Source organism: Sporomusa sp., from assembly GCF_035561255.1.
Lineage (GTDB): Bacteria > Bacillota > Negativicutes > Sporomusales > Sporomusaceae > Sporomusa.
The window spans coordinates 1-10,816 of the sequence record NZ_DATMXX010000247.1; the positions used below are offsets into that span (position 1 = coordinate 1).

Genomic DNA, 10,816 nt, shown 5'->3' on the forward strand with positions numbered 1-10,816 from the left:
GTTTAACACAAGAGTGAAAAAAGTAATTAATTCAAATTGCAGGTAATTTTCTATTTTGCGCGAATATATAATCCGTTTTCCACAGGAAACCATAATTATCTACCTTGTCCTTCAAAGGGGGAATCAGCATTGGATAAAGAACAGGAAGGCATAGTAGTAGAAGTCTCAGAGGGCATGGCTAAAGTGAAGGCCAGCCGCCACAGTGACTGTGAGAACTGTGGGAATTGTCCAGGCAATACAGCGATTGTGGTTGATGCGCTCAATCCGGTGGGGGCTCAAAGAGGCCAGCGCGTAGTCCTGGGATTTAAAGAAAGCAATATGCTCAGAGCTGCTTTTGTTGTTTATATGCTACCGCTGATTGCTGCTGCTGCCGGAGCTGTTGCGGGCACTTATTTAGCCTTATCGCAACAGGTGGCAGACCCACTGTGGTATCAGATAGAGGGTGGGTTTATAGTCTTTGGTTTGTCCATTGTGTATGTTAGGTATTATGATCGCAATGCCAGAGCTAATGACAGGATGAAACCGGTAATTATCCGGATTTTGTCATAAGTAAGGCTATCATAGCGATTACACTGCACCAAGCAAAAGGAGTGAAATTATGGCAAAAAGCTTTCGCGGGGGAGTACATCCCAATGACCGCAAAAGGTATACGGCTGCCAAACCGATAGAAGTGGCGCCGTTACCGCAGAAAGTCATCATTCCTACCAGACAGCATCTGGGCGCGCCTTGCGCACCAGTAGTCAAGGTGGGCGATTTGGTCAAGAAAGGACAGGTAGTAGCCGAGGCCCAAGCCTTTGTTGCCAGTCCTATTCATGCCTCAACCTCAGGTAAAGTGGTGGAGATTGCCGAATATCCTCATCCGGTTTTTGGCACTTGCCAGGCTGTTGTCATTGAAAGTGACGGGCAGGATGAGTGGCTTCAAGGATTGCCGCTAAACCGCGACTGGCAGTCACTTGACAGTAAAGAACTTAAGGAAATTGTTCGTCTTGCCGGCATTGTCGGTATGGGGGGCGCAACTTTCCCAACACATGTAAAAATGTCGCCGCCAGCAGAAAAACCTATTGATTCCTTTATCTTAAATGGGGCCGAGTGCGAACCATACCTGACTGCCGACCATAGAGTTATGCTTGAGCAGACCGAACGTATTATCACTGGTATGAAAATTGCCATGAAGATCCTCAGTGTAAATAAAGGCTATATTGGAATTGAAGAGAATAAGCCTGATGCCATTGAAATTATGCGAAAAGCCTGTACCGGCTCCAGCATCGAAGTAGTGCCGCTTAAGACCAAATACCCGCAGGGGGCAGAGAAGACGCTAATTAAGGTTATTCTTGACCGGGAGGTTCCTTCCGGTGGATTGCCGATGGATGTAGGGGCTGTTGTCCAGAACGTGGGTACACTGGTTGCTATGACTGATGCTGTAGTAAAAGGGATTCCCCTGATTGAACGGGTAGCCACCGTTACCGGTGGTGCCATTGCTGACCCTAAAAACATTCTGCTAAGAGTGGGTGCAACCTTTGCTCAAGCTGTAGCAATGTGTGGCGGCTTTAAGGATCAACCGGTCAAAGTCATTATGGGCGGCCCAATGATGGGGATGGCACAACGCACCCTTGATGTGCCTGTAATTAAAGGTACATCCGGCATTCTGGCGCTGAATGCTGCTGATGTCAACATCGGCCCTGAGCAGCCTTGTATTCGCTGTGGGCGCTGTGTTGATGCCTGTCCAATGGGACTTGTGCCAAGCATGCTCAGTATTCTTGGCGAGCGTGGTGTATTTGCCAAGGCTAAGGAAGAATATGACCTGCTTGACTGTGTCGAGTGTGGTTCATGCGTATATGTATGTCCGGCCAAACGCAATATTGTTCATTATGTTAAATTATCCAAAGCACAAAATGCAGCAGCGGCTGCACAAAAGAAATAGGAGGTGGGCGGTATGAGCGCAGAAGTAAAACTTGACGTAGGGACCCTGACAGTTTCGGCATCACCGCACATCAGGTGCGATGAATCGATAGCCAAAATCATGTGGGCCGTTAACCTGGCATTAGCGCCAGCAGCCCTTTTTTCAGTTTATCGTTTTGGTGTACCGGCGCTGACTACCATGGTTCTGTGTATTGCCTTTGCCATGGTTACTGAATATCTTATTCAGAAGTGGCAAAACAAACCGGTGACCGTTAATGATGGCAGTGCTTTTCTGACCGGACTTTTACTGGCGATGAATATTCCGGCAACCTTGCCTTGGTATATGCCTGTGTTTGGTACTGTGGCAGCTATTTCCGTAGCTAAGCACACAATGGGCGGCCTTGGTTATAACATCTTTAATCCGGCACTGGTTGGCCGGGCGATTCTGCTAGCCTCCTGGCCGGTGGCTATGACTACCTGGCCAGAAATGTCAAGTAAATTGGACGGGGTTACTTCGGCGACTCCCCTTGGTATTTTAAAACTGCAGGGTTATGAAAAACTTGTTGCCATTTTTGGTGATAAAATGGAGATGTATAAGGCTCTCTTTTTCGGCTCCCGCAGCGGTAGTATGGGCGAGACCTCAGCGTTGCTCCTGATTCTCGGTGGCCTATTCCTTATTTACCGTGGCTATATCAAATGGCAGATTCCAGTATTTATGATTGGAACAGTTGGTGTTTTAACGGCTGCATTTGGTCATGATCCTATCATGCATATGATGTCAGGCGGACTTATTCTGGGTGCATTTTATATGGCTACCGACATGGTGACCATTCCCATTACTGTTAAAGGTCAAATTATTTTTGCCGTAGGGGCAGGCTGTCTTACCGTGTTAATCCGTTTACTGGGCGGTTATCCTGAAGGGGTTTGCTACGCAATTCTGCTTATGAACTGTGTGACACCGCTGATTGACCTTTTGGTTAAGCCTGCTAAATTTGGGGCAAGGAGGTAAATGACCATGTCACATGATGCACACGCACATGACGATAAGAACAATGGCATCTTTAAGATTACAATGAGCTTAGCTATAACTTGTTTTATTTCCGGGATCATAATTGCCGGGGCATACGCGATTACCGAACCGGCTGCGGCTGAGCAACGTGTCAAAGCCAAAAATGATGCGATGAAAGAGCTTGTTAAAGATGCCGAGTCTTTTAAAGCTATTGAAGGCAAAGAAGGCTGGTATGCCGGGATAAAAGGCGGTAAGGTTATTGCCTATGTAGTGCCTGCCAGTGGTAAAGGCTATGCAGGTAAGATTGAAATGCTTGCCGGTGTGACAACCGACGGTAAGGCAATGGACTTTAAGGTCTTAAAGCATGCGGAGACCCCTGGACTGGGTGACAAGATGGTAGGGGATAAGTTCCGTAAACAGTTTGCTAACAAAGATCCCAAAGATATGGAAGTAGTCAAAGTTCCCACTGATAAGAACATCCAGGCGCTGACTGGCGCAACGATTACCTCCCGGGCCGTTACTAATGGCATGCGGGAAGCTGTGGAAGCCGTTGCCGCTTATGCGGCCAGCCAGAAGAAGTGAGGTGTGAGAATATGAATTACTGGGAAATATTTAAAAAAGGTATTTTTGAAATGAACCCCATATTCCGCCTTGCATTAAGCCTTTGTCCGGCACTGGCGGTTACCTCTACGGTATTTAATGCGCTGGGCATGGGGCTTTGCGTTATGGCGGTTATTACTGCCAACAATATTGTTGTATCGCTTGTTAAAAACTTTATTAATCCTAAGGTTCGGGTACCGATGTTTATCACGATCATCGCTACGATTGTTACATTAACAATCCTGGTTCTTGAAGCTTATGCCCCGGCCGTTTACAAAGAATTAGGCCTTTACCTCGAACTTGTGGTGGTATTTGCCATCATCCTGGCCCGGGCTGAAGTGTTTGCTATGAAAAATGGCGTAATACCATCTGCCATTGACGGTTTGGGTATGGGTGCGGGCTTTGCCTTAGCAATGCTGTTTATTGGTGTTTTCCGCGAGTTGTTTGGGACTGGTATAATCTTAAGTGGTACCTCTATGGCAATGCAGGTGTTTCCCCAGTCCTATGACGGCCCTATGATTATAATTCTTGCGCCTGGTGCGTTCCTGGTAATCGGGCTGATGATCGGCATGTTTAATGTTATCGGCGAATATCAGGATAAGCAAGCCGCGGCTAAGAAAGCCGCATCGCAGCTTACCGTGCAAAGGAGTGAAGCTGTATAATGGAGTATTTTACACTATTTATGGGCGCGGCGATTGTTAATAATTTCGTACTTACGCGCTTTCTCGGTTTGTGTATCTTCTTCGGGGTTTCCAAGAGTTTAAGTGCTTCTGTCGGTATGGGTATGGCAGTTGCCTCTATTCTTACCGTATCATCGGCACTGGCCTGGCTGGTTTACCATTTTGTGCTTGTTCCCTATGATTTGGTGTTTATGAAAATTGTAGTGATTGTAGTGCTAATGGCCTGCTGTGTACAGTTTTTAGAAATTGCTATTAAGAAATACGCGCCTGCACTCTATGAGATGTGGGGGATTTACTTAGTGTTAATTGCTACAAACTGTGTTATTTTGGGTGTTCCGCTCATTAACGCTACCGAAAATTATGGTTTTATTAAAAGTGTTGTTAACGCCTTTGGTTCAGGCGTAGGTTTTGCCCTTGCGCTTATTCTTATGGCTAGCCTGCGGGAGAAACTACAGTTTGCCGATGTTCCCAAAACCTTGCAAGGCCTTGGAATTGCCTTTGTGCTGGCAGGGATGCTAGCCTTATCTTTCCTGGGTTTTTCAGGTATGATTCCGCTATAGGTGAATAGAAAGGAGCGTGAGAAATAGATGCATGGAGTTGTTCAACATTCGCTGATAATACTGGCGGTTCTGACAAGTCTGGGCGTTATATTTGGACTTGTCCTGGCTTATGCCAATAAAAAAATGGCTATTGAGGTTAATCCCTTAATTCATATTGTGGAAGATGTATTGCCGAAAGGGCAATGTGGTGCTTGCGGTTATGCCGGTTGCATGGCTTACGCTGAAGCAGTGGTGACAAACCCGGATGTACCGCCAAATCTGTGCACTCCTGGCAAGGACCCTGTCGCTAAACTAGTCGGTGACCTGACCGGTAAAACGGCAGCCGCTGTTGAGCCGCGCATTGCTCAGGTAAAATGCGCCGGTACTCACACGAGAGCTGTTAAAGCCAGTGAATATCATGGCGTACAGGATTGTGTGGCTGCCAATCTGCTATTTGGTGGTCCCAAGAGCTGTAAATATGGCTGTTTAGGCCTGGGTACCTGCGTCAAGGCTTGTCCATTCGGCGCTATGGCGATGAGCGAAGATGGCTTGCCGATCATTGACCCTGACAAATGTACTGGTTGTGCCAAGTGTGAAACAGTATGCCCGAAAAAAGTGATTGGCATGATGCCGATTGGTGCTCATGTGCGTGTTAACTGTAACTCGCATGATAAAGGTGCTGTTGCCAAAAAAGCGTGTACTGCTGCCTGCATTGGATGTACCCTGTGTTTAAAAGAATGCCCGCATGGTGCTATTAAGATGGATAATAATGTTGCCGTTGTTGATGCTAAAGTATGTATGGAAAAATGCGATAGTCCAACCTGCTTGGCAAAATGCCCAACAAAAGCTATCAAGCAGGCGGTGCTTGGCGTCGTTCCTGGCAGTGAGGAAAGTGTAGCATAATATAATTTAACAGTTTTGCAAGAGAGGCGGGGAAACCCTCCTCTCTTGTTATTTTCATAATGGGTAAACCTGGTATTGTTTGCATTAGGCACTGTTTTAATGTAAAATATAATAGAATATAGGCAGGGTGGCAAACTAATGTTGACAAAAGGTGATAGATGGCTGGTCGTAGTGTTGTTGATGGTTGCACTTGCTGGCGTTGGCTTGAATATGTATTACATAACAGCAAATGGACAGGGTCAAAGTGTAGTTATCACTGTAAATGGCCAATCTGTAAAGACATTTCCCCTGCGTGAGGGGTATGTCGGGGAATTTCGTCTCGGTGGCGATAGCGGGTATAACATTATTGAGTATAACGATGGTCGCGTTCGAATCCGGGAAGCAGATTGCCCTGACCAGATATGTGTCAAGTCGGGCTGGATTAATATTTCACCACAGCAAATCGTCTGTTTGCCATACCGGGTTGTTGTCAAAGTAGTATCAGACAGTCCTGCTGATGTAGATGATATTGCGAGGTAGCATGAGTAAAACAAAACGCCTAGTCATTGTAGCGTTGTTAGTAGCTATGGCCGCAACTTTGCATGTTATAGAAGGCTGGTTGCCTGTTCCCATGCCTGTCCCAGGTGCTAAATTAGGTCTAGCAAATACAATATCGCTGGTAGCACTTGTTATCTTTGGGTGGCAGGAGGCCATCTACATTGCTGTAACCCGTGTTTTGATTGGCTCCTTATTTGGCGGGGCGCTGTTTGGACCTTCATTCATCATGAGTATGGGTGGCGCGCTCATTAGTATTATCGTCATGACTCACATTTATAATCACTACGGCCATATTTTTTCCCTGGTTGGCGTTAGCGTAGCCGGAGCAGTAGCTCATAATATTGCGCAGGTGGCCTTAGCAGCTATTATAGTGTATAGTCCCGGGCTATTATGGTATGTACCGTATTTGTTGCTTTTCGCCATACCTACCGGCCTATTCACCGGTTTGGCAGTCAATTATCTTTTTGCTAAAGCCCCGGTAAGTTATGGGCTCAAAATTAGAAATGATGATTTGCAAAATAAATAATGTCCTGTTAAGAACAAGATTTATTTACTTTCTAATAATGTAAGGGATGAGTTACTAAGTTTTAAGCATCCCGGGGAGGTTTAGTTTGAAGACTGGTACTAAGAGGGGTAGTTCTGCCGGCCACGGTATGGGTATGATGACCTTGTTTTTGATTACAGGGGCAGTGGTTGGTGGTATTTTAGGCGAACTTGCTGCCAACATTAGTTTGCTTGCTGATGTTGTTCCGTATCTTATAAAACCATTTCCCGTGTTTGACTTACCGCCTGTAGCGATTAATCTATATGTGATCAAAGTAGTTATCGGTTTTGCTTTATATCCGAATTTGATGAGCATATTAGGGATTATAGCTGCAATTATACTATTCCGGCGTTTTTAGGAGGAGTAAAAAGCATGGCAATAGTTTTAGCATCATCATCACCCAGGCGGCAACAGCTTTTAGAATTAATTGGTCTGGACTTCGATATTATAGTCAGCGATGTTGAAGAAGATAATACTAAAGATATGCCGCCACACGAACTGGCTGTTGCGCATGCCCGTGATAAAGCATTTGCCATTGCCAAATGTGCAAATCACAATGATGTAATTATTGGTGCTGATACTATTGTCGTGCTGGACGGTCACGTATTTGGAAAACCGGCAGACTATGCTGACGCCATCCGGATGCTGACTGCCTTAGCCGGCAGAGAACATATTGTTATTTCTGGAGTGGCGGTAGTCAAGGGGGAGCAGGTTTTTACCGGATTTTGCGCCACTACTGTTAGAATAAGGCCGTTATCACCAAGGCAAATCGAACGCTATGTTAGCAGCGGTGAACCGCTGGATAAGGCTGGAGCCTATGCTATTCAGGGCCGGGGGACGCTGCTGGTGGAAAGTATTAATGGCTGTTACAATAATGTAGTAGGACTGCCGCTTGTTACACTGACAGAGCTTTTGCGGCAAGCTGGGGTAGAGCTGCTATGACAATGGACAAGCCGCTTATGATGAAAGAATTGCCTGAGACTGAACGTCCACGCGAGAAAATGCTTGGTAAAGGGGCTCAGGCTCTGAGTAATGCTGAGTTATTAGCCATCCTGCTGCGTACAGGAACTAAGAATTTGCCTGTAAATCGTTTGGCTGAACAGCTGATCATTAAATATGACCTGACTGGTCTTGGCAGCATTTCCCCTCAGGAATTAAGTAAAACTGCCGGTATTGGCCTGGTTAAAGCCGTTACCGTAGTTGCAGGCATTGAATTGGGGCGTAGATTAAGTCAAAAGGAGCCGGGCGAACGTCCGGTGATCAAAAGCCCCAAAGATGCTGCTCACTTAATGATGGGAGAACTAAGATATCAGGCTAAAGAGCACTTTATTGCGCTGCTTTTATCGACTAAGAATCATGTTATTGCCCGGGCAATCATTTCAGTAGGCAGCTTGAATGCTTCTGTTGTTCACCCGCGGGAATTATTCCGGGAAGCTATCATCTACAGTGCAGCCGCTGTCATCTTAGTCCATAATCATCCAAGTGGTGATCCCGCCCCTAGTCAGGAAGACATCAGTCTGACAAAGCAGCTTGTTGAGGCAGGCAATTTGCTTAACATTTCAGTGCTTGACCACGTAATAATCGGCGATGGCAAGTATGTTAGTTTTAAAGAAAAGGGAATAATATAAACAGGTTGTAATGAAAGGGGCAAAATTCTAATGTTTAATTTCTTCAGTTCACTGTCACGTGACATGGGTATAGATCTAGGTACTGCCAATACATTGGTACATGTTAAAGGACGGGGTATTGTTTTGCGGGAACCGTCGGTAGTAGCAATCCAGCGCGATACTGGTGAAGTGCTTGCTGTTGGTGAAGAAGCAAAACAGATGATTGGCCGTACTCCCGGCAATATTGTAGCTATTCGACCACTAAAAGATGGCGTTATTGCGGACTTTGACGTAACCCAGGCTATGCTTAAGTATTTTATCAGAAAAGCAATGGACTCTAAGTCTTTTATTCGACCAAGGGTAATTGTTGGTGTGCCTTCAGGCGTTACTGAGGTTGAAAAACGAGCTGTTATTGATGCCACTATCCAGGCCGGAGCCCGGGAAGCTTATTTGATTGAAGAACCAATGGCGGCTGCTATTGGTGCCGGCTTACCTGTGCATGAACCAACAGGCAACATGGTAGTTGACATTGGCGGTGGCACAACTGAGGTTGCGGTTATCTCCCTTGGCGGTATTGTTACCAGCCGCTCTATTAGAGTTGGCGGCGACGAAATGGATGAAGCCATTGTTCAATATATAAAACGCACTTATAACCTAATGATTGGTGAACGTACTGCCGAGGAAGTGAAAATTAGAATCGGTTCGGCTATTCCGCCCCGGGCAGATGAGCAGATGGACGTACGTGGACGTGACCTGGTGTCCGGTCTGCCCAAGACTTTGACGATTAAAGCCGGCGAGGTGCAGTTAGCCCTCAGCGAGCCGGTGGCAGGAATTATTGAGGCTGTTAAAGTAACACTGGAAAAAACTCCGCCCGAACTGGCCTCCGACATTATGGATCGTGGCATCGTTATGACTGGTGGCGGCTCGCTGTTACGGGGACTTGATATACTTCTTAATAAAGAAACCGGCATGCCGGTACACATATCTGAAGATGCTTTATCTTGTGTTGCAGCAGGTACAGGCGGTGCATTAGAAAGCATTGATTTACTCAAACGCGTTTTAATGACGCCGAAAAAGCTCGGCTAGGTATTTATTTTCAATGTTCATCCAGTATACTTGTGTAAGGAAGGGGCCCAGAAAGTGCGATTCATTCACAAAAAGGCGGTCATCCTCGTAGTGGCGGTGCTTACCGTCTTTTTGCTGGCCGGTACAATAGCCAAGGGGAAATATCAATTTACTTTTATGGAACAGGTTGTAATTACACTATTAACGCCGGTGGAATATGTCCTTACGAAAGTCGGTTACGGTGTACGTGAAACAGGATCATTTACCGGTCAACTCATGACCGTTTACAGGGATAACCAGACTCTTAAAGCTGAAATTGAAACACTGCGCCAAAATAGTGTTAATGTTACTGAGATTTTGGCAGAGAATACGCGACTGAGGACTATGCTTGACTATAAAAAAGGGGCTCCGCAATTTGATTTTGTTACTGCTCAGGTCATTGCCCGTGATCCGGGGACATGGACGAGCATAATTATGATTAACCGTGGAGCCGCTGACGGAATAGCGAAAGATATGTCGGTAGTAACTGCTCAGGGGCTTGTTGGCAGTGTCATCAATGTGTATAATAATGCAGCTAAAGTGCAACTGATCTTAGACCCGCGGAGTGCGGTGGGGTGTCTGGTGCAACGACCCGAATCGCGGGTCGCAGGCATTGTGGAGGGGAGTAGTTCTAATCCGGTGTCCCCGCACATGATTAATATTGCCCGGGATGCAGATATCATTAAAAGTGACAAAGTAATCACTTCCGGTTTTGGCGGTATCTATCCCAAAGGTCTATTAGTAGGTGAAGTATTGGATATCGTTAATGACGAAGGCGGATTGTTAAAATATGCTGTCTTGAAGCCGGCAGTAGATTTTGATAGACTAGAAGAAGTGTTAGTTATCATACGCTCCCGCGAACCGATAGCTGTGCCGCAATCAGTAACGCCGCAGACTACACCGGGGCAAACCTCTGTTCAGTCTGCTCCTGCGAAAGGGACGTCACGATGAAAACAACACTTGCCTGGGTTGTATTAGTTATTGGCACGATCGCTGTCCAGGCTGTATTGTTGCCACTTATATTTACCAAGGGTGTTAAACCTGACATAATTTTAATTATTATCATTGCAGCTGGTTTGCTTGCCGGACGAGAGCGTGCTATCGGCGTGGCATTTTTTGCCGGACTGATGCAAGATTTTGCTTCTGGCAATGTTTTTGGGTTAAACACATTATCCAAAATGGCTACAGGTTATGCTGCTGGTTTAGCTGAACGTAAAGTATTTAAAGAAAGTATTCTATTGCCTGTATTGGCGATTATTATAGCGACTTTCTTTAACAGTGCAATTATGCAAGTGCTGCTTTTCATATTAGGCTATAAGGTTGAACCGGCCGCTATGTTGATGAACCAGGTTTTGCCTTCATTAGGATATAATATTTTATTTTGTATTCCTATT

At 45.8% G+C, this 10,816-nt stretch carries 15 protein-coding genes; all 15 read left to right on the forward strand.

The window, feature by feature from the left end:
* Positions 1-129 precede the first annotated feature (129 nt).
* Positions 130-549, forward strand: coding sequence for a SoxR reducing system RseC family protein (locus VN379_RS13945; protein ID WP_325534834.1), 420 nt, complete (start codon positions 130-132; stop codon positions 547-549).
* A gap of 49 nt (positions 550-598) precedes the next feature.
* Positions 599-1,921 (forward strand): electron transport complex subunit RsxC, encoded by a 1,323-nt coding sequence (gene rsxC, locus VN379_RS13950; protein ID WP_325534836.1) that lies wholly within the window; start codon positions 599-601, stop codon positions 1,919-1,921.
* 12 nt (positions 1,922-1,933) lie between these two features.
* Entirely contained in the window at positions 1,934-2,908 is a 975-nt protein-coding gene (locus VN379_RS13955) for an RnfABCDGE type electron transport complex subunit D (RefSeq protein ID WP_325534838.1), read from the forward strand.
* Positions 2,909-2,914: 6 nt separating this feature from the next.
* A complete protein-coding gene (locus VN379_RS13960) occupies positions 2,915-3,490 on the forward strand; it encodes an RnfABCDGE type electron transport complex subunit G (protein ID WP_325534840.1) in 576 nt (191 codons plus the stop codon).
* 11 nt (positions 3,491-3,501) lie between these two features.
* Positions 3,502-4,170, forward strand: a complete 669-nt coding sequence (gene rsxE / locus VN379_RS13965) for an electron transport complex subunit RsxE (RefSeq protein WP_325534842.1) — start codon at positions 3,502-3,504, stop codon at positions 4,168-4,170.
* On the forward strand, positions 4,170-4,748 hold the full coding sequence (locus tag VN379_RS13970) for an electron transport complex protein RnfA (RefSeq protein ID WP_325534844.1): 579 nt from the start codon (positions 4,170-4,172) through the stop codon (positions 4,746-4,748). Before rsxE ends, VN379_RS13970 begins: the two co-directional genes overlap by 1 nt.
* 27 nt (positions 4,749-4,775) lie before the next feature.
* Entirely contained in the window at positions 4,776-5,630 is an 855-nt protein-coding gene (gene rnfB / locus VN379_RS13975) for an RnfABCDGE type electron transport complex subunit B (RefSeq protein ID WP_325534846.1), read from the forward strand.
* A 138-nt stretch (positions 5,631-5,768) separates the two neighbouring features.
* The gene (locus VN379_RS13980) at positions 5,769-6,149 is read left to right on the forward strand and encodes a NusG domain II-containing protein (RefSeq protein WP_325534848.1); all 381 of its coding nucleotides are present in this window, start codon (positions 5,769-5,771) and stop codon (positions 6,147-6,149) included.
* A 1-nt stretch (position 6,150) separates the two neighbouring features.
* The gene (locus VN379_RS13985) at positions 6,151-6,693 is read left to right on the forward strand and encodes a Gx transporter family protein (RefSeq protein WP_325534850.1); all 543 of its coding nucleotides are present in this window, start codon (positions 6,151-6,153) and stop codon (positions 6,691-6,693) included.
* A gap of 85 nt (positions 6,694-6,778) precedes the next feature.
* Positions 6,779-7,069, forward strand: a complete 291-nt coding sequence (locus VN379_RS13990; RefSeq protein WP_325534852.1) for a DUF4321 domain-containing protein — start codon at positions 6,779-6,781, stop codon at positions 7,067-7,069.
* Positions 7,070-7,083: 14 nt separating this feature from the next.
* Positions 7,084-7,653, forward strand: coding sequence for a Maf family protein (locus VN379_RS13995; protein WP_325534854.1), 570 nt, complete (start codon positions 7,084-7,086; stop codon positions 7,651-7,653).
* Positions 7,650-8,339 (forward strand): RadC family protein, encoded by a 690-nt coding sequence (radC, locus tag VN379_RS14000; RefSeq protein WP_325534857.1) that lies wholly within the window; start codon positions 7,650-7,652, stop codon positions 8,337-8,339. The genes VN379_RS13995 and radC overlap by 4 nt, the downstream gene beginning before the upstream one ends.
* Before the next feature lie 30 nt (positions 8,340-8,369).
* Positions 8,370-9,404 (forward strand): rod shape-determining protein, encoded by a 1,035-nt coding sequence (locus VN379_RS14005; protein ID WP_325534859.1) that lies wholly within the window; start codon positions 8,370-8,372, stop codon positions 9,402-9,404.
* Between the two features lie 54 nt (positions 9,405-9,458).
* Positions 9,459-10,373 carry a rod shape-determining protein MreC gene (gene mreC / locus VN379_RS14010; protein WP_325534861.1) on the forward strand — a complete coding sequence of 305 codons (915 nt, stop codon included), beginning with the start codon at positions 9,459-9,461 and terminating at the stop codon, positions 10,371-10,373.
* Positions 10,370-10,816, forward strand: a 447-nt coding sequence (mreD, locus tag VN379_RS14015) for a rod shape-determining protein MreD (protein ID WP_325534863.1), incomplete at its 3' end; no start/stop codon positions are given. The genes mreC and mreD, both read left to right, overlap by 4 nt.

Coding starts and splice junctions, on each gene's coding strand:
- rsxC (WP_325534836.1), top strand. CDS start 599: ATGGCAAAAAGCTTTCGCGGGGGAGTACATCCCAATGACCGCAAAAGG.
- VN379_RS13955 (WP_325534838.1), top strand. CDS start 1,934: ATGAGCGCAGAAGTAAAACTTGACGTAGGGACCCTGACAGTTTCGGCA.
- VN379_RS13960 (WP_325534840.1), top strand. CDS start 2,915: ATGTCACATGATGCACACGCACATGACGATAAGAACAATGGCATCTTT.
- rsxE (WP_325534842.1), top strand. CDS start 3,502: ATGAATTACTGGGAAATATTTAAAAAAGGTATTTTTGAAATGAACCCC.
- VN379_RS13970 (WP_325534844.1), top strand. CDS start 4,170: ATGGAGTATTTTACACTATTTATGGGCGCGGCGATTGTTAATAATTTC.
- rnfB (WP_325534846.1), top strand. CDS start 4,776: ATGCATGGAGTTGTTCAACATTCGCTGATAATACTGGCGGTTCTGACA.
- VN379_RS13980 (WP_325534848.1), top strand. CDS start 5,769: ATGTTGACAAAAGGTGATAGATGGCTGGTCGTAGTGTTGTTGATGGTT.
- VN379_RS13985 (WP_325534850.1), top strand. CDS start 6,151: ATGAGTAAAACAAAACGCCTAGTCATTGTAGCGTTGTTAGTAGCTATG.
- VN379_RS13995 (WP_325534854.1), top strand. CDS start 7,084: ATGGCAATAGTTTTAGCATCATCATCACCCAGGCGGCAACAGCTTTTA.
- radC (WP_325534857.1), top strand. CDS start 7,650: ATGACAATGGACAAGCCGCTTATGATGAAAGAATTGCCTGAGACTGAA.
- VN379_RS14005 (WP_325534859.1), top strand. CDS start 8,370: ATGTTTAATTTCTTCAGTTCACTGTCACGTGACATGGGTATAGATCTA.